This is a genomic window from Pseudomonas sp. URMO17WK12:I6 (genome assembly GCF_003253625.1).
Taxonomy (GTDB): domain Bacteria; phylum Pseudomonadota; class Gammaproteobacteria; order Pseudomonadales; family Pseudomonadaceae; genus Aquipseudomonas.
Genome location: NZ_QKYZ01000003.1, coordinates 144,951 through 163,796 on the forward strand (window position 1 = coordinate 144,951; position 18,846 = coordinate 163,796).

The 18,846-nt window shown below is 61.5% G+C and carries 16 protein-coding genes; 5 read left to right on the top strand and 11 right to left on the bottom strand.

Annotation, left to right across the window (positions count from 1 at the left end):
• Window positions 1-9 precede the first annotated feature (9 nt).
• From F475_RS06710 to F475_RS06735, 6 genes are all read right to left on the bottom strand, one after another.
• Window positions 10-1,290, bottom strand: coding sequence for a TRAP transporter large permease (locus tag F475_RS06710; protein ID WP_018929696.1), 1,281 nt, complete (start codon window positions 1,288-1,290; stop codon window positions 10-12).
• A complete protein-coding gene (locus tag F475_RS06715) occupies window positions 1,291-1,818 on the bottom strand; it encodes a TRAP transporter small permease (RefSeq protein ID WP_018929695.1) in 528 nt (175 codons plus the stop codon).
• Window positions 1,819-1,895: 77 nt separating this feature from the next.
• Window positions 1,896-2,879, bottom strand: a complete 984-nt coding sequence (locus F475_RS06720) for a TRAP transporter substrate-binding protein (protein ID WP_018929694.1) — start codon at window positions 2,877-2,879, stop codon at window positions 1,896-1,898.
• A 60-nt stretch (window positions 2,880-2,939) separates the two neighbouring features.
• A complete protein-coding gene (locus F475_RS06725; protein WP_111453496.1) occupies window positions 2,940-3,833 on the bottom strand; it encodes an SMP-30/gluconolactonase/LRE family protein in 894 nt (297 codons plus the stop codon).
• A 43-nt stretch (window positions 3,834-3,876) separates the two neighbouring features.
• Entirely contained in the window at window positions 3,877-4,701 is an 825-nt protein-coding gene (locus F475_RS06730; protein WP_111453497.1) for an NAD(P)-dependent oxidoreductase, read from the bottom strand.
• A gap of 264 nt (window positions 4,702-4,965) precedes the next feature.
• Window positions 4,966-5,916, bottom strand: a complete 951-nt coding sequence (locus F475_RS06735; RefSeq protein WP_111453498.1) for a polysaccharide deacetylase family protein — start codon at window positions 5,914-5,916, stop codon at window positions 4,966-4,968.
• Between the two features lie 202 nt (window positions 5,917-6,118).
• Here F475_RS06735 and F475_RS06740 point away from each other — a divergent pair, with 202 nt between their 5' ends.
• Both F475_RS06740 and F475_RS06745 read left to right on the top strand, forming a co-directional pair.
• Window positions 6,119-7,783 (top strand): MFS transporter, encoded by a 1,665-nt coding sequence (locus F475_RS06740; RefSeq protein ID WP_064618294.1) that lies wholly within the window; start codon window positions 6,119-6,121, stop codon window positions 7,781-7,783.
• Window positions 7,780-8,919, top strand: a complete 1,140-nt coding sequence (locus F475_RS06745; protein WP_018929689.1) for an HlyD family secretion protein — start codon at window positions 7,780-7,782, stop codon at window positions 8,917-8,919. Before F475_RS06740 ends, F475_RS06745 begins: the two co-directional genes overlap by 4 nt.
• 28 nt (window positions 8,920-8,947) lie before the next feature.
• On the opposite strand, the gene copD is transcribed toward F475_RS06745, so the two are convergent.
• Window positions 8,948-9,808: a copper homeostasis membrane protein CopD gene (gene copD, locus F475_RS06750; protein ID WP_111453499.1), complete on the bottom strand. Its 861-nt coding sequence runs from the start codon at window positions 9,806-9,808 to the stop codon at window positions 8,948-8,950.
• A gap of 3 nt (window positions 9,809-9,811) precedes the next feature.
• Entirely contained in the window at window positions 9,812-10,177 is a 366-nt protein-coding gene (gene copC, locus F475_RS06755; RefSeq protein WP_111453500.1) for a copper homeostasis periplasmic binding protein CopC, read from the bottom strand.
• Between the two features lie 139 nt (window positions 10,178-10,316).
• Between copC and F475_RS06760 the strand changes: the two genes are divergently transcribed.
• Entirely contained in the window at window positions 10,317-10,937 is a 621-nt protein-coding gene (locus tag F475_RS06760; RefSeq protein WP_007937670.1) for a TetR/AcrR family transcriptional regulator, read from the top strand.
• Window positions 10,938-11,015: 78 nt separating this feature from the next.
• Here the strand turns inward: F475_RS06760 and preA are convergent, their stop codons facing one another.
• From preA to hydA, 3 genes are all read right to left on the bottom strand, one after another.
• Complete coding sequence (preA, locus tag F475_RS06765; protein ID WP_111453501.1) at window positions 11,016-12,290, bottom strand: NAD-dependent dihydropyrimidine dehydrogenase subunit PreA; 1,275 nt, start codon at window positions 12,288-12,290, stop codon at window positions 11,016-11,018.
• Window positions 12,291-13,658 (bottom strand): NAD(P)-dependent oxidoreductase, encoded by a 1,368-nt coding sequence (locus tag F475_RS06770; RefSeq protein ID WP_111453643.1) that lies wholly within the window; start codon window positions 13,656-13,658, stop codon window positions 12,291-12,293.
• Between the two features lie 207 nt (window positions 13,659-13,865).
• Entirely contained in the window at window positions 13,866-15,305 is a 1,440-nt protein-coding gene (gene hydA / locus F475_RS06775) for a dihydropyrimidinase (RefSeq protein ID WP_111453502.1), read from the bottom strand.
• Between the two features lie 621 nt (window positions 15,306-15,926).
• Here hydA and F475_RS06780 point away from each other — a divergent pair.
• Together F475_RS06780 and F475_RS06785 are read left to right on the top strand one after the other, a co-directional pair.
• The gene (locus F475_RS06780; RefSeq protein ID WP_111453503.1) at window positions 15,927-17,411 is read left to right on the top strand and encodes an NCS1 family nucleobase:cation symporter-1; all 1,485 of its coding nucleotides are present in this window, start codon (window positions 15,927-15,929) and stop codon (window positions 17,409-17,411) included.
• A 147-nt stretch (window positions 17,412-17,558) separates the two neighbouring features.
• Window positions 17,559-18,842, top strand: coding sequence for a Zn-dependent hydrolase (locus F475_RS06785; protein WP_111453504.1), 1,284 nt, complete (start codon window positions 17,559-17,561; stop codon window positions 18,840-18,842).
• The last annotated feature ends 4 nt before the right edge of the window (window positions 18,843-18,846 follow it).

The following is an 18,846-nucleotide window of genomic DNA, read 5'->3' on the forward strand; positions in this document are numbered from 1 at the left end:
TTCAAAGGGTCACAACACCAAATGCGGTAACCACAGCGAAATGGCGGGGATGTAGGTCACGGCCATCAGCACCAGGAACAGCACGCCGTAGAACGGCAGCAGCGCTTTCACGGTGCTTTCGATGCTGACCTTGCCCACCGCCGAGCCGACAAACAGCACCGCGCCCACCGGCGGTGTGATCAAGCCGATCCCCAGGTTCACCAGCATGATCATGCCGAATTGCACCGGGTCTACGCCGATGCCGAGAATCACCGGCATCAGAATCGGCGTGAGGATCAAAATCAGCGGCGCCATATCCATCACCGTGCCGAGCAACAGCAGCATCACGTTGATGCACATCAGGATCACGTAACGGTTGTCCGACAGGGTCAGGAACATCGTGGTGATCTTCGCCGGGATCTGCATCAGCGTCATGATGTAGCCGAAGCTGGCAGCGAAGCCGATCAGGATCATTACGATCGAGATGGTGCGCACCGTGCGGTGCATCAACTTGGGCAGTTCGCGCCATTTGTAGTCGCGGTAGATGAACATGGTGACGAAGAACGACCAGAGCACCGCGATCGCCGCTGATTCGGTGGCGGTGAAAATGCCCGAGAGAATGCCGCCGAGGATGATCACCATCGCCATCAAGCCCCACATCGCTTCACCGCAGATTTTCAGCGCCTGGCGCATGGGGATGACTTCGCCCTTGGGGTAGTTGCGCTTTCTGGCGAAGAGCAGACACAGCACCATCAGGCACGCGCTCATCAACAGCCCCGGCACCACGCCGGCCATGAACAGCGAAGCGATCGAAACGGTACCGCCGGCAGCCAGCGAGTACAGCACCGAGTTATGGCTGGGCGGCGTCAGCAGGGCTTGCACCGAACCGCTGACCGTCACTGCGGTGGAGAAATCCCGCGGGTAGCCGCGACGCTCCATTTCCGGAATCAGCACCGAACCGACTGACGCCGTGTCCGCTACCGAAGAGCCGGAAATCGCCCCGAAGAAGGTCGAGGCCATGATGTTCACCAGCGACAACCCGCCCCGCACGAACCCCACCAGCACGCCGGCAAAAGCCACCAATCGCCGGGACATGCCGCCCTCGGCCATGATCGCCCCGGCGAGCACGAAGAACGGAATCGCCAGCAACGAGAATTTGTTCACCCCACCCGCTACCTGAATCATCAGCGCCTGGAACGGAATGTCGATCCACCACGCACCGATCAGGGCCGAAAGCCCCAGGGCGTAGGCGACCGGCATGCCGATCAGGATCAACGCGATAAAACTGCCCAACAGGATCAATGCGTCCATTCATGCCGCCCCTTCGCTTTCTTCAACCAAATCGAAACGCACGACCCGACGGTTGCTCTGGTCACCGAGCAAGAGTTTTTCCAGCACGAAAATCAGCGTCAGTACACCGCCCACTGGGATCGGCATGTAGGTGATGCCCACGCGCAGGGTGGGCAGAGAGCTCATGAACTGGTTCCAGGTGGACAGGCAGAGCTTGGTGCCCCAGATGGCCATGAACAGGCAAATGGTCGCCATCAGCAGCTGCGAAACGATGCTCATGGTCTTGCGCAGTCCGGGGGCCATGCGGTCGGTGAGCATGGCCACGGCCATGTGCGCACCGGCGCGATAACTGGCGGCGGCGCCAATGAAGGTGAACAGCATCATCAGCAGAATCGCGGTGGGCTCCGGCCAACTCGAACCGGTGCCCAGGACATAACGGGCGAAGACGCCCCAGGGAATGATCAGGGCAATGGCCAGGACCGACAGGCCGGCGACCCAGATGCAGGTCATGTAAATCCTGTCGTTGATGCGCAGCAGCAGATTCTTCATCGGGTTTCACCGTAACCGGGCGTCGCTGACGATCCGTTCGTCAACGGTGCCGGGCCTTTCATGAAGGTTAGGGAGGGTTACTGAACGGCTTCGATGCGCTTGATCAGGTCGGCGTAAGGCGCGCCGTATTTTTCCCGGACCGAGGCTGTGGCTTCATAGAAAGGTTTCTTGTCGACCGTGATGAACTCGACGCCGGCAGCCTTGAGTTTCTCTTCGCTACTGGCGGATTTGGCGTCCCACAGCGTGCGTTCCTGGGCCTGTGCGGCTTTGGCGGCTTTCTTCACAAGGGCTTGCTGATCGGGGGTGAGTTTTTCCCAGGTGATTTTCGACATCACGATTGGCTCGGGCAGGATCAGGTGCCCGGTCAGGCTGTAGAACTTGGCGTTCTGGTAGTGGTTGTGTTCAAGCAGGGTCGGCGGGTTGTTTTCCGCGCCGTCGATCACCCCGGTCTGCAAGGCGCTGAAGATCTCGCCGGTGTCCATCGCGATGCCGTTGCCACCCATGGCGTTGATGGTGTCGATGAACATCGGGTTGCCTTGCACGCGGATCTTCATGCCCTTGAGGTCGGCGAGGCTGCGCACCGGTTTCTTGGTGTAGATATTGCGCGTGCCGCCGTCCATCCAGGCCAGGGCGACCAGGTTGAATTCGGAGTGAGTGATCTTGTCGAGGATCTCGTCACCGACCTCACCGTCGATGACTTTGCGCATGTGCGCCTGGTCGCGGAACACGAACGGCATGTTGAACACGTTCACGTCCGGCACCACTGGTCCGACGATGCCAAGGCTGACCCGGGCCATCTGGATGGCGCCGACCTGAGCCTGTTCGATCACCTCTTTTTCCGAGCCGAGCACACCGCCGGCGAACATCTTGAAGGTCAGCTTGCCGTCGCTGTCGGCCACCAGGGTTTTACCCAGCTGTTCCTCGGCGATCACGGTCGGGTAACCGGCGGGGTGGATGTCGGCGAATTTGATTTCCAGCGCCTGGGCGGCACTGCTGAGGGAGAAGGTGAGTGCTGCGGTGATGGGAAGTGCGGCGGCGAGCAAGGTGCGTTTGAAGTCCATGGGGTGGTTCTCCAGTCTTGTTATTTTTTTATTCAAGGCACAGCGGTGCGGCGGGAGCGGTTAAAGCGAGTCGTTGAACTGGGGTTCGGGTAAACCTTGAACGCCGGGGTTGAGGGCGAATACGCCGCCGGCCAGGGACTGTTCGTCATGGTCGTCAGCGGGGCGGATCGAGGTCACGAACAGCGTGTCGAGCCGGCTGCCACCGAAGGCGCACATGGTCGGTTTCTTCACCGGCACGGGGAGGGAACGTTCCAGTCGGCCATCGGGGGTGAAACGGTGAATCAGCCCGACGTCGTTGGCGCAGATCCAGTAGCAACCTTCGGCATCCACGGCGGCGCCATCGGGGCGGCCAAGGAAGTGATGCATGTCGACGAACAGTCGACGGTTGGACGGCGTACCGCTGTGGATGTCGTAATCGAAGGCCCAGATCTGCTGCACGTTCGGGTGCGAGTCCGAGAGGTACATCGTCTTGCCGTCCGGGCTGAAGCCCAGGCCATTGGGCACGATGAAATCGCCGAGTCGGGCGGCGAGTGGTCCGGGTTGCCCGGCGCTGTAGCGATAGAGCCGGCCGTCAGCGGCGTTGGCGCCCATGTTCAGCACCATGCTGCCGGCCCAGAACCGCCCCTGACGATCACAGCGGCCATCGTTCAGGCGCATGTCGGGGCGGGTGTGATCGACGTGGGCCAGCAGTTCGCTGTCGAGGCTGCCATCGTTGTGCGGATGCAGGTGAAACAATCCGCTTTCCATGCCGGCGATCCAGCCACCGGCGCTGTGACGGGCGATGCAGGCGAGCATTTGCGGGGCTTTCCAGACGTGAACGTGCCCGCTGTCGGCACTCCAGCGCTGCAACCTTCCGGCCGGAATATCGACCCAGTACAGGGCGTTTTCCTCGAGGACCCACACCGGGCTTTCACCGACCGCATTGCGGGCATCGACAATCAATTCCGCTTGCATGGCAACTCATTCCCTTGGGTTGTGATGGGGCAGTGGCGAGGGTTCAGTCGCCGAACGGCCCGGCCGCGACAAAGGCTCCGCCCTGATAGACCCGGGCCGGATCATCCTCGGCGGGCATCGGCAGGGCTTCGACTGTTTCGCGGAACACTTCGGACGTGTCTTGCGGCGCATAACCCAGGTGCGCGGCGAAACGGTTGTCCCACCAGACGTGCTGGTTGTCGGACATGCCATACACCACGGTGTGGCCGACATCCGGGGTGTACAGCGCGCGTTCGAGCAGCTGGGTCAGGTCGCCGAAGCTCAGCCAGGTGCTCATCATTCGACGGTTTTGCGGTTCCGGGAACGAGGAGCCGATGCGGATGCTGACAGTCTCGATGCCATGGCGATCGAAGTAGAAACTGGCCATGTCTTCGCCGTAGGACTTGGACAAGCCGTAGTAGCCGTCCGGGCGGCGAGGGGAGTGGGCGTCGAGGGTTTCGTCCTGCTTGTAGAAGCCAATGACGTGGTTGGAACTGGCGAAGATCACCCGCTTCACGCCGTGATGGCGGGCCGCTTCGTAGATATGGAACACCCCGCAGATATTGGCACCGAGGATCTCTTCGAACGGACGCTCCACCGACACGCCGCCGAAGTGCAGGATCGCGTCCACGCCTTCGACCAGCTGATGCACCGCTTGCTTGTCGGCGAGGTCGCAAGGCACGACTTCTTCGCGGTCATCGATGGCCGGCGTCATGGCGGCGATGTCCGACAGGCGGATCACGTTGGCGTATGGCCGCAGGCGTTCGCGCAGGACTTTACCGAGGCCACCGGCGGCGCCGGTCAGGAGCAGGCGATTGAAAGGCGCACGGACTGGGGGGGTGGTCGTCATGAAAGTCCCTGTACATGAAGTTGTTATTGGTTTGTTGTAGGTTGTCGTATGACTTAGCGAAGTATTGGTAGGCTTTCCGGTGCTTGTCAACGACAGGTTCGTGGAAATTGACGGAGGGTCATTCCACATTGCAGGCGACCGAGTGCTGAAATAGATCGCCGTGATGGTGACCTATCAATGAGCCGGATAACCGCCCGGCCAAGGGTGGGTTATACGATGACTTGCCGAAGGATGCAGCCCCGGCAAGGGCTGCGTTCACCTGAGTCAGTGGTTATACGCTGCCTCGGTGTTATCGATCAGCGGGTTCTTTTCGGTCAGCACGATCTGGGCAATCTGATCCTTGCGCATGAAGCTGACCTTCGGATGGGACTTGGCGTAACGGATAAAACGCTCCACCGCCTCGACCATCGCCGGGGTGCCGCCGATGCGGTCATGCAGACTCACCGACATCATCCGCCGCTGGCTGGCACCTTCGGCGTACAGGCGGTCGAATTCCAGCACCAATTGCCGGTAGAACTGTTGCGCCGAGAAGTGCCGGCCTTCGATCAGCACAATGTCGTTGTTGCGCAGGGTGTAAGGCACCACGGCGAATTTCCTGCCACGGACCAGCGTCACAAACGGCTCATCACGGCTGACGTCGTCGATGTGGTAGGTGAAGTTCAGGTCTTGCAGCACTTTCAGGGTATTGGGGCTGCGCCGCAGCCAATTGGCGTTGTAGCCCACGGAGCGCTGGCCGGTGAGTTTCTGCACCGCGTCGACGCCGTCGCCGATGAAGGCCTTCTCTTGCTCGTAGCTCATGTTGTAGGAGTCGGCCCAGCGCATGCCATGGGCGGCGACTTCATGGCCGCGATCGGCGATCGCCCGCACCAGTTCAGGGTGTTTCAATGCCGCTTCGCCCACCACATGGGACGTGACCTTGATGCCGTTGCGGTCCCACAAGTCGAGCATCCGCCACAGGCCTTCCTTGTAGCCGTAGTCGAACCAGGTCTGTGCCGGCATGTCCGGGTAACCCTTGGGCAATGGAGTGCCGGAGAACGGACTTTCGGCACCGTCGGGCTGGCCGCCGGTTTCGAATTGCATGGAGAACGAAATCACCAGTTGCGAGCCATCCGGCCACGGGCGTTCCTGGGCGAACGCGAGGGACGGCAGCAGCAGGGCGGCGGCCAGCAGATTTTTCAGCCAGCGGGGGGAGCGTTGCCAATGGGCAGTGGTCATAAGGGGCACCTTTTGAGTTGAACAGTGCCGTGAGGGTGTCATTTGGATTGCCCCGGAAAAATCCGCTACGGGCGAGAAGACTTTTAAACAGAATTTACGAATCCCGCCGAACACACCGTCCAGTGCGGGAGTAAGCCTGTGGCGAGGGATTTGTGTTTCAGCTGTGGCAAACTGACCACACTCCTTGAACCAAGGCCATCGAATGGATCACTACACCCCGCGCGACTGGCAGCCCCACGAGCGGCCCAGCCTGCCCGGATCGCCCTCGACGCCGTTGCACTCCAACCCCAGGCGGCTGGCCTACGCGCTGGTGGGGGTGTTGGTGGCATTGACCGGTGGTCTCGGCAACTCGCTGGTGGTCGCCAACCTGCCGTATCTGCAAGGCGCGCTGGGCGCGACCACGGCCGAGATGGCCTGGCTGCCGGCGGCTTACGTCATGACCAACGTGTCGATGAACCTGCTGCTGGTGAAATTTCGTCAGCAGTTCGGCCTGCGGGCTTTCACCGAAGTGTTCCTGATGCTTTATGCGCTGGTGACCTTCGGCCATTTGTTCGTCAACGACCTGAGTTCGGCGATCGCCGTGCGCGCGGCCCACGGCATGGTCGGCGCAGCGCTGAGTTCGTTGGGCCTGTATTACATGATCCAGGCCTTCCCGGCGAAATGGCGGATGAAGGCGCTGGTATTGGGCCTCGGCACCTCGCAACTGGCTTTGCCCATGGCACGGTTGTTTTCCGAAGACCTGCTGCAGATCGCCGAATGGCGCGGGCTGTACCTGTTCGAACTGGGCATGGCGCTGTTGTCTTTGGGCTGCGTGTTTCTGCTGAAACTGCCGCCGGGTGATCGCTTCAAGACCTTCGAAAAACTCGACTTCCTGACCTTCGCCATCCTCGCCACCGGCGTGGCCTTGCTCTGCGCGGTGTTGTCTTTGGGGCGGATCGACTGGTGGCTGGAAGCGCAGTGGATCGGCGTGGCCTCGGCGGCTTCGATCGTGTTGATCCTCACGGGCCTGGCCATCGAGCACAATCGCAGCAACCCGATGCTGATGACCCGCTGGCTCGGCAGCGGGGCGATGATCCGCCTGGCCCTGGCGGTGATCCTGATTCGCATGGTGACGTCGGAACAGTCCACCGGGGCGGTGGGGTTCATGCAGACGCTGAACATGAGCAGTCAACAGCTGCACAGCCTGTATGTGGTGATGTTGATCGGCAGTATCGCCGGCCTGGTCACCAGCGCCCTGACCATCGACCCCAAGCACCTGATCATGCCGCTGAACATCTCCCTGGCGCTGATGGCGGTCGGTTCGGTGATGGACAGTTATTCGAACAACCTGACCCGCCCGGAAAACCTGTATTTCAGCCAGTTTCTGCTGGCCTTCGGCGGGACGTTCTTCCTCGGGCCGACCATGGTCTTCGGCATGCGTAACGTGCTGTCCAGCCCGCGCAACCTGGTGAGTTTCTCGGTGCTGTTCGGTATCTGTCAGAACCTCGGCGGCTTGATCGGCGCGGCACTGCTGGGGACGTTCCAGATCGCGCGCGAGAAGTTTCATTCCAGTCACATCGTCGAGCAGCTGACGTTGCTCGACCCGCGTGTGGCGGCGCGGGTCCAGAGCGGCGGCAACGCGGTCGGCTCGATAATTGCCGATCCGAGCCTGCGCAACCTGCAGGGCATCCGTAGCCTGGCCGCTGCCGCCACTCGCGAGGCTAATGTCCTGGCCTATAACGATGTGTTCATGCTGATTGCCGTGATCGCGGTGCTGACCATGATCTGGATTTCCATTCGCGCCCTGTGGCTGATGAGCACTACCCAAGCCGTTGCCCCGGCGCCTGCCACTCCAACCAAACAATCCAGCGGTGCCACTTCTTCATGACCGAACCGACCACCACGACCACCAACACTATTGCCGCCACCCCCGAAGGCGTGACGCCGCCATCCTCGCCGGGCTCTGAACCGCGCTCGCTGGGGGTGCGGATCATCTCGTCCCTGGGCTTTGCGGCGATTGCTCTCGTCGGTGTACTGATCGTGTTGTACGCCTGGCAACTGCCACCGTTCAGCAGCGCGGTCGAGACCACGGAAAATGCCCTGGTGCGCGGGCAGGTGACGATCATCGGCCCGCAACTCAGCGGTTACGTGTACGAAGTGCCGGTGCAGGATTTCCAGTTCGTGAAGGCCGGCGATTTACTGGTGCGCCTTGACGACCGCATCTACAAGCAGCGTCTCGATCAGTCCCTGGCGCAACTGGCGGTGCAGAAAGCCGCGTTGGCCAACGTGGTGCAGCAACGCAACAGCGCCGAAGCGACCATCAAGTTGCGTCAGGCCGCCGTCGCCGACGCCCAGGCACAGTTGCGCAAAAGTGAAGCGGATTTGCGCCGCAACAAAGAGCTGGTCGGTGATGGCTCGGTGTCGAAACGCGAGCTGGACGTGACCCTGGCCGCCAACGCCCAGACCGTTGCCGCCGTGGCGCAAGCCCAGGCCAATCTGGACATCGCCCGCCAGGATCTGCAAACGGTGATCGTCAATCGCGGCTCGCTGGAAGCGGCGGTGGCCAGTGCTGAAGCGGCGGTGCAACTGGCGCGGATCGACCTGTCGAACACCCGCGTGGTGGCGCCGCGCGACGGTCAACTCGGGCAGATCGGCGTGCGCCTTGGCGCCTACGTCAACTCCGGGGCGCAGCTGATGGCGTTGGTGCCGAACCAGTTGTGGGTGATCGCCAACATGAAGGAAACCCAGATGGACAACGTGCGGGTCGGCCAGCCGGTGAGCTTCACCGTCGATGCGCTGAACCACCAGAAATTCCACGGGCGGGTGCAACGGATTTCACCGGCCACAGGCTCCGAGTTCAGCTTGTTGCAGGCTGACAATGCCACTGGCAACTTCGTCAAGATTGCCCAGCGAGTGCCGGTGCGGATCAGCGTCGATGCCGATCAGGAACAGAGCGAACGGCTGCGGCCGGGGATGTCGGTGGTGGTGAGTATTGATACCGCTGCGCCGATTACCCCTGACTGACACCGCCCTTGTAGGAGCGAGGTGTGTTTCAGTTGGCGATCATTGGGGGCAGGGTGCCCAGCAGTGAAACCGCCGCTACCGCGCCGATCCCCAGTATCCATTCCAGCATGACGCTGGTGCGCAACAGCCCCGGACGCTGCTGGCAATCCTTGACCCGCAGCCGATTGAACAGCGCCAACCCCAGCATCGCGATCACCAGCACAACCTTGATCAACAGAATCAGCGCAAACCCGGACAGCAACGGCGTCGGCCAGAACACGCCGGTCAGTACGCGCACGTTGATCAGGCCGGTCATCACCAACCCCGCCACCAACGTGTAACCGATCCCGCTGAAGCGTTGCAGTATCGCGCTCAAGGGATGATCGTCCGGTTGGCGCAGGATCATCACCAGCAACATCAAGCCCCCGAGCCAGGCACCGACGCACGCCAGATGAATGATCTGATTGAGGATCAGCAGCCGGCCTTGCAGACCATCGAGCATGGCGCCATGACCGACCGGAGCCAGGGTCGCCAGCAGCAGGCTGGCAAGGCCGATGCGCAGGAGCATGCTTGAACGCCAGGGTGTCAGCAGCAACGCCACGAGCAACAGATTGAATAGCAGATGCCAGCGCCAGACCTGACCGAAATAGGTATTGCTCAGCACCAGGCCTAGCGTCGCCGGGTCGAATGCCGCCTCCGGGGAACTGGCCATGCTGGCGGTGATCAGCAGCAACCAGCCGACGCCGCTGAGTAACGCCACCACGCTGAGCCAGCGGGTCACTCGCGCCAGTGCCGGATCCAGCCACTTCGTTTCGCGGCCCAGCAGCAAAGGCCTGAACACCCAGGCCCCGAACAACATCAGCACCACGGTGAAATGCAGGAAGCGGCACAGCACCAGCGCATCGGTCATGAATTACTGACCCACCTTGAAGCGGTAGGCGCCTTCACTTTTATGGGTGTCGACCGACACGGCGTGCCATTCGACTTTGTAATCGCCAGCGGCCAACGGCGCTGCCGGGGTGACGACCAGGGTTTTCTTGTCGCTGCCTTCGGTGGCGAGGCTTTTTACCGGTACGTCGGCACCGTCCTTGCTGATCGTCACTTTGGTGAATGTCGCTTCAACCCCTTCGGAAAACACCAGGCGCAGTTCCGTAGGCGCGCTCACCGAGCTGTCGGCCGCCGGGGTCTGGCTTTTCAGATGGGCGTGGGCAAACACTGATGAGGCGGCGAACAGCGAGCCGAGCAGGGCGGCGGCGGTCAGGGCGTTCTTGAGCAGCATCGTGGAGACCTCGCAGGCAGGTTCAAAGAGGCAGGCAGTTTACCTGCCGCAGGGCCGCTGTACGAAGTTTCGTTTTCCCCTGTCGCCGCGACGTAGAGCGGATGCTAGTCTTGAGCAACGCTGTTGTCAGGGAGCCCTCATGGGCAATCACAAGATCGAGATTCGTCGCAGTAACGTCGAAAAAATCCTGTTGGCGGCCGAAAAGGTCTTCGCCGAAAAAGGCTTCGGCAGCACCGCCATGGCCGACATCGCCGCTGAAGTGCAACTGCCGCGCTCCAACCTGCATTACTACTTCAGCACCAAGAGCGAGCTGTACAGCGCGGTGCTCCTGGGTTTGCTGGAGGTCTGGAAGCAGGACGCCCTGTGCTTCGAAATGTTCGACGACCCGCGCGTGGTGCTCAGCAGCTACATCCGCGCCAAGATGAACCATTCCCGCAGCCGGCCGTACGGTTCGAAAGTCTGGGCCAACGAAATCATCCACGGCGCTCCGACCCTCGGTGAGAAACTGGACGCGAGCCTGTACGACTGGGCCAAGATGAAGGAAGCGAAAATTCGCCAGTGGGTGGAAGACAAACGCATCCTGCCGGTGGAGCCTTCCAGCCTGTTGTACATGATCTGGGCCTCGACCCAGCACTACGCCGACTTCGATCATCAGGTGAACATCCTGAATGATCATCAGCCGTTGTCGGACATGCAGTTCGAACGGGCGGTGCAGACGGTGACCAGTGTGATCTTGCGTGGGATCGGGTTGGAGCCATAGATCAAGGGATCGCAGCCTCGTTTCACTCGACAGCTCCTACAGAGTGCAACGAGGCTGTGATCCCTTGATCTTCAGCCCTCAAACCGTGACATGGTAGGGATTGCGGGGATCATGGTTCCAATCCAGAAACGGCTTGCCCGTATCCACCGGGACCATCTCGATGCAATCCTGCACCGGGCAGGTGATCTGGCACAGGTTGCAGCCCACGCACTCCTCATCGATCACTTGATATTTATGCGTGCCATCGGCCTGTTTGAGGCTGGCAATCGCCTGGTGCGAGGTGTCTTCGCAAGCGATGTGGCAGCGACCGCAACCGATGCACGCCTCCTGATCGATTTTCGCAATCACCTGATAGTTGATGTCCAGGTACTTCCAGTCCGTGGTATTGCTCACCGCACGCCCGGAAAAGTCCGACACGCTGGCGTAGCCCTGACTGTCCATCCAGCGTGACAAACCGTCCTTCATCTCCTCGACAATCCGGAAGCCATGCAGCATCGCCGCCGTGCACACCTGCACCGAACCGCTGCCCAGGGCAATGAATTCCGCCGCGTCGCGCCAACTGCCGATGCCGCCAATGCCGCTGATCGGCAAGCCCTGGGTCTGCGGGTCGCGGGCGATCTCGGCGACCATGTTCAATGCAATCGGCTTCACCGCCGAGCCGCAATAACCGCCGTGGGTGCTTTGGCTGCCGACGGCGGGATTGGCGACCATGCGCTCCAGATTGACGCTGGTGATCGAGTTGATGGTGTTGATCAACGACACCGCATCGGCGCCACCACGGTATGCGGCACGAGCGGCGACGCGGATGTCGGTGATGTTCGGCGTGAGCTTGACGATTACCGGCAACGAGCAATAGGTCTTGCACCAGCGGGTGACCTGTTCGACGTATTCCGGCACCTGGCCGACCGCCGCGCCCATGCCCCGTTCCGGCATGCCGTGGGGGCAACCGAAATTCAGCTCGATGCCATCGGCGCCGGTGGCTTCCACCAGCGGCAGGATGTTTTTCCACGACTCTTCGACGCAGGGCACCATCAGCGACACGATCAGTGCGCGGTCCGGCCAGTCCTTTTTGACCTGGGTAATTTCCCGCAGGTTGATTTCCAGGGAGCGGTCGGTGATCAGCTCGATGTTGTTGAAGCCCATCACTTCACGGTTAGCCCCGAAGTGCGCCGAGTAGCGTGACGACACGTTGACCGCCGCCGGGTCTTCCCCCAGGGTTTTCCAGACCACGCCTCCCCAGCCGGCCTCGAACGCGCGGACCACGTTGTAGGCTTTGTCGGTCGGCGGCGCGGAAGCGAGCCAGAACGGGTTGGGGGCCTTGATGCCGGCGAAGACAATCGAGAGATCGGCCATTTACGCAGCCTCCACGTTGAGCATGAGTTGAGCGTTGATGGCCTCGGCGGCCAGCTTGCCGTGCTGCACGGCTTGCACGGTAAGGTCCTGATCGAGGCTGGTGCAGTCGCCACCGGCATACACGCCGGGAATGCTGGTGCGCAGCTGTTCGTCGACGAGGATGCGATCGCCCTGACGCTTGAGTTCACGGGCCAGCGGATCGGCGAGGGCGCGGGCGTCGAAGGCCTGGCCGATGGCTTTGAAGATCGCGTCGGCGGCCAGCTCAAAGGTTTCGCCGGTGGTTTGCAGGCGACCTTCCACCAATCGGGTGCGGGCGAAGCGCATGCCGCGCACGTTGCCCTGATCGTCGAGCAGCACCTCTTCGGGTTGTGCCCAGGTCAGCAGGCGCACCTGATTGGCCTTGGCGATGTCCTGTTCGTGAGCGGTAGCGCCCATGTCCGCGACACCACGGCGGTACACCAGATTGACGTCCCGGGCACCGAGGCGGGCCATTTGCACGGCCATGTCGATGGCGGTGTTGCCGGCACCGAGGACGATGCAGCGTTCGGCCAGCGGCAGTTGCGTCAGGTCATCGGCCTGGCGCAGTTCGCGGATGTAGTCGGTGGCGGGGAGCAGGCCGGGGGCATCCTCGTTGGGCAGGCCCAGTTGTTTGCTGGCGGCCAGGCCGAGGCCTAGGAACACCGCGTCGAATTGCTGATGCAGTTCGCTGAGGGTCAGGTTGTCGCCCAGCTTCTGCCCGTGGCGAATCTCGATTCCGCCAATTCCCATCAGGAACTCAAGCTCCTTCTGCGCGTAGTCGTCCACCAGCTTGTACTTGGCGATCCCGTATTCGTTGAGGCCGCCGGCCTTTTCCCGGGCCTCGAAAATCACCACGTCATGGCCGTGCATGGCGCTGCGGTGCGCGCAGGACAAACCGGCCGGGCCTGCCCCCACCACGGCAATGCGCTTGCCGGTTGCGGCGGCGCGCTGGAACGGGTGTTCGCTGAAGTGTGCGTTGTCCACGGCATAGCGTTGCAACAGGCCGATCAGTACCGGCGCGCATTCCTGGGCGTTGTTGCGCACGCAGGCTTGCTCGCAGAGGATTTCCGTCGGACAGACCCGGGCACAACTGCCACCGAGGATGTTGGCCGAGAGGATTTTCTGCGCCGCACCCTGCACGTTTTCCTGATGGATATTGCGGATGAACGATGGAATGTCGATGTCGCTTGGGCACGCGTTCACGCACGGCGCGTCGTAGCAATACAGGCAGCGCGAGGCTTCCAGATGCGCCTGACGCTCGTTGAGCGGCGGCGCCAGGTCGGTGAAATGGCCGGCGAGGGCGGCCGCGTCCTCATGGGGATGCGGGAGGTGGTTCAAAGTCTTGATCACGGTGTTGGCCTCACGGTTAATTGAGGTACTGCCTCTGGTGGGCATTGGTTTTTTCGCATCATCCTGTGGCGAGGGAGCTTGCTCCCGTTGGGTGGCGAAGCCGCCCCACATCCTGCCAAATCGGTTGTCCTGCCCCCCCCGAGTCGACTGGCTTTGGGCCTGCTACGCGGTCCAGCGGGAACAAGCTCCCTCGCCACAGAGGGCAGATCAGCGTTTCACAGCGGTCGGCTTGTGCAACTCAGCCCGCTTGCTCAGCAAATCAAACACCGCTGGATACGCCGGCCGTTCGATATACCGGCCCGCGCCACGCTCGGCGCGCAAATCACCATCGGCCCACACCACACGGCCCTGGCTGACGGTGTGACTCGGTACGCCACGCACGGTCTTGCCTTCGAAGATGTTGAAGTCGACCTGCTGGTGGTGAGTCTTGGCTGAAATCGTCCGCGTGCCTTCCGGGTCCCACAGCACCAGATCGGCATCGGCACCGACACGGATCGCACCTTTGCGCGGGTAGAGGTTGAAGATCTTCGCGGTGTTGGTGGAGGTGAGCGCTACGAAGTGCTGCATCGACAAACGCCCGGTGTTCACCCCTTCATCCCAAAGCACTGCCATGCGGTCTTCGATACCGGCGGTGCCGTTGGGGATCTTGCTGAAGTCGTCACGGCCGGCGGCTTTTTGCTCGGCGCAGAAGCAGCAGTGGTCGGTGGCGGTGGTGTGCAGGTTGCCCGCTTGCAGGCCGTTCCAAAGGGCTTCTTGATGACCGCGCGGGCGGAAGGGTGGGCTCATCACGTAACCGGCGGCGGTCTGCCAGTCCGGGTGTTGGTAAACGCTGTCGTCCAGCAGCAGATGCCCGGCCAGCACTTCGCCGTACACCGGTTGGCCCTTGGCGCGGGCGTAGGTGATTTCGTCGAGGGCTTCCTTGGTCGAGACGTGGACCAGGTACAGCGGCGTGCCCAACGTTTCGGCAATGCGGATCGCCCGGCTCGCGGCTTCACCTTCCACCTGCGAAGGTCGTGATAGCGGATGCGCTTCCGGCCCGGTGATGCCCTGGGCCATCAACTTGCGTTGCAGGTGATAGACCAGCTCGCCGTTTTCCGCGTGCACGGTCGGCACCGCGCCCAATTCCAGGCAGCGCTCGAAACTCGCCACCAGCGTATCGTCGGCGGCCATGATCGCGTTCTTGTAGGCCATGAAATGCTTGAAGCTGTTGACCCCGTGCTGGCTGACCAGCTCGGCCATTTCCTCGCGGACTTGCTCGCTCCACCAGGTGATGGCGACGTGAAAGCCGTAGTCAGACGCCGACTTCTCGGCCCAGCCACGCCATTGATGAAAGGCCTCCATCAATGATTGCTGTGGGTTGGGTATCACGAAGTCGATGATCGACGTGGTGCCACCGGCCAATCCCGCTGCGGTGCCGCTGAAAAAATCTTCGCTGGCCACCGTGCCCATGAAGGGCAGTTGCATGTGCGTGTGCGGATCGATGCCGCCGGGCATCAGGTATTGGCCGCTGCCGTCGAGCACTTGAGCATCGGCGGGAACATCGAGGTTTTCACCGATGGCTTTGATCACGCCGTCGGCGCAATACACGTCGGCGCGATAACTTTCATCATGGGTAATAACGGTGGCGCCACGGATCAACAGAGACATTCCGAGTTCCTCGCAGGCATGACCGACTATTGCCGGTTCTAGATGTTTTATATGAAGCAGACGCCAATCGGTGTATTCCTGTCAGCGCTGTCAAGAATAGACGCTAGCTGCAGTTTGTGGATTGAGCAAGAATATTTTTTATAAGCTTATTATTGTTTTAACTGTTTGATAAATAACGATAAAAAATGAAAATCACCAAAATGGTGAGACCGCTCACCATTTTGACGCACTTGACAGGTTGGAAATATGGTCAAGATTTTCTATGTGAAATCAGCCGGTTGAGGATGGTCTATGGTTGATGCGCAACCTTACAAAAAAGATCGACGCACCAGATTGAGTCCTGACTGTTCGGACAACTTGCCTGGCATTCGGCCTGAGTGACAGGGCAACTGACCGGGGACTCGCTAGCTGGATAAATAAAGCTGATTAACATCAGTTGGTTAGCAAAGTTTTATGGCACTGCCCGAGGCGCAAGCGGGGCACCCGGCACGTTTATTGATGCCGCCGCTGACACCGTGGCCGGTCCGTAAAAGTTGTCAGTTTCTCCGGCCATCGTCCGGCTCGCGCGCATTGCGCCAGCCTCTGATGAGCAAAAATAATCAAAAGAACAGTGGAGCGGCCATGCAACAGATCAGATCGCAAGTGACCGAGCGCGACGGCTTGTTTGAGCTCGAAGCCGGCAGCGATGTCCTCGACAGTCCCCGATACAACCACGACATGGCACCGACCAAGGTGCGCGAACGAACCTGGAACAAATGGCACATCACTGCGCTGTGGGTCGGCATGGCGATCTGCGTGCCGACTTACACCCTCGGCGGTGTGCTCACGGCCTACTTCGGCCTGACCGTGGGCGAAGCGCTGCTGGCGATTCTGTTCGCCAATATCATCGTGCTGATCCCGCTGACCCTGAATGCCTTCCCCGGCACCAAGTACGGCATTCCGTTTCCGGTATTGCTGCGCTCGTCCTTCGGCATTCTCGGTTCCAACATCCCGTGCCTGATCCGCGCCCTGGTGGCGTGTGGCTGGTTCGGCATCCAGACCATGTTCGGTGGGCTGGCGATTCACCTGTTTCTCGGCTCGGTGTTCGATGGCTGGAAGGCCCTCGGCGGTACCGGCGAGGTGATCGGCTTCATGCTGTTCTGGGCCTTGAACCTGTGGGTGGTGATTCGCGGCGCGGACTCGATCAAGTGGCTGGAAACCCTCTCGGCGCCGTTGTTGGTACTGGTGGGCGTGGGCCTGCTGGTGTGGGCTATGCCAAACGTGTCGATGACCGAGTTGCTGGCGATCCCGGCCAAGCGTCCGGAAGGGGCCGGCGTGGCCAGTTATTTTGCCGCCGGGCTGACCGCCATGGTCGGCTTCTGGGCCACGCTGTCGCTGAACATCCCGGACTTCAGCCGCTACGCGAAAAGCCAGAAGGATCAGATCATCGGACAGATCATCGGCTTGCCCCTGACCATGTTCCTGTTCGCCTCCCTCGGCGTGGTGATGACGGCCGCGTCGGTCAAACTGGTGGGTGTCACCGTCTCTGATCCGGTCACCCTGATCGGCCATATCCAGAGCCCGGTCTGGGTCGCACTGGCCATGGCGCTGATCATCATCGCCACCTTGTCCACCAACACTGCGGCCAACATCGTGTCGCCAACCAACGATTTCCAGAACGTCGCGCCCAAGTACATCAACCGCACCACGGCGGTGATGCTCACGGGGTTGGTCGGGTTGGCGCTGATGGCCCATGAACTGCTGAAAAAGCTCGGGCTGATTGTCTCGGATCTGAGCCTGGAGACGGTGTATTCCAACTGGTTGCTCGGCTATTCGAGCCTGCTGGGGCCGATCGCCGGGATCATGGTGGTGGACTATTTCCTGATCAAGAAACAGCAACTGGATCTGGCCGGCCTCTATCGTGATGACGTGTACCCGGCGTGGAACGGGTTTGGCTTCATCGCGTTCGGCGTGCCGGTGGTGTTGACGCTGCTGTCGCTGGGCAGCGATGCCTTCAGCTGGTTCTACAGCTACGGCTGGTTCACCGGCTCGGCCTTGGGAGGGCTGATTTATTACGGGTTGAGTTCGATGCGGCCGAGTCCGACTGTCGTGAAATCTCCGGTGTGATGAGTGATCGTTCCCACGCTCTGCGTGGGAACGCAGCCAGGGACGCTCCGCGTTCCAGGAGCGGACGCAGAGCGTCCAGGGATGAATTCCCATGCGGGGCGTGGGAACTAGCGAAGAAACCGATAACAACTGCCTGAGGAGATCACCATGAACGCTGCTGTAGACGTTCTGCAATCCACCCATCAGCACATCAATCGCGACCGTCTGTGGCAGTCGCTCATGGACCTGGCCAAGCTCGGCGCGACGGTCAAGGGCGGTGTCTGCCGGCTGGCCCTGACCGACCTCGACCGCCAGGCGCGCGATATCTTCGTGAAGTGGTGCGAGGAGGCCGGTTGCACGGTCAGCATCGACGCCGTCGGCAACATCTTCGCCCGTCGTCCGGGGCGCAATCCGAACCTGCCACCGGTAATGACCGGCAGCCACATCGACACTCAGCCCACCGGCGGCAAGTTCGACGGTTGCTTCGGCGTGCTGGCCGGGGTCGAAGTCTTACGCACCCTCAACGACCTCGGCGTGGAAACCGAAGCGCCGCTGGAAGTGGTGGTCTGGACCAACGAGGAAGGCTCACGCTTCGCCCCGTGCATGATGGGCTCCGGCGTGTTCGCGGAAAAATTCACCCTCGAGGAAACCCTGGCCAAGGTCGATGCCGAGGGCGTGACTGTCGGCGAAGCCTTGAACGCCATCGGTTACGCCGGGCCGCGCCAGGTCAGCGGTCATGCTGTGGGTGCGTACTTCGAGGCGCACATCGAGCAAGGGCCGATTCTTGAGGACGAACACAAAACCATCGGCGTGGTGATGGGCGCGCTGGGGCAGAAATGGTTCGACTTGAAACTGCGCGGCGTCGAAGCCCACGCCGGTCCGACGCCAATGCACCTGCGCAAGGACGCGCTGGTCGGCGCCGCGGTGATCGTTGGCGCAGTCAATCGCGCAGCCCTCGGTCATCAACCCCACGCCTGCGGCACCGTCGGCTGCCTGCAAGCCTATCCCGGCTCGCGCAACGTGATTCCCGGCGAAGTGCGCATGACCCTGGACTTCCGTCATCTGGAACCGGCGCGACTCGACTCAATGATCGCCGAAGTCCGCGAGGTCATCGAAACCACCTGCGAGCAACACGGCCTGACCTTCGAACTGACACCCACCGCCGACTTCCCGCCGCTGTATTTCGACAAGGGCTGCGTCGAAGCGGTACGCGGTGCGGCTCAAGGGCTCGGTCTGTCGCACATGGACATCGTCAGTGGAGCAGGGCACGACGCAATCTTCCTCGCCGAACTCGGCCCGGCCGGGATGATCTTCGTGCCCTGTGAAGGTGGTATCAGCCACAACGAAATCGAAAACGCCGCGCCGGATGATCTGGCCGCCGGGTGCGCCGTGTTGTTGCGGGCGATGCTGGCGGCGTCGCAGGCGATTGCCAGTGGTAAGCAGGCGGCTTGACCAC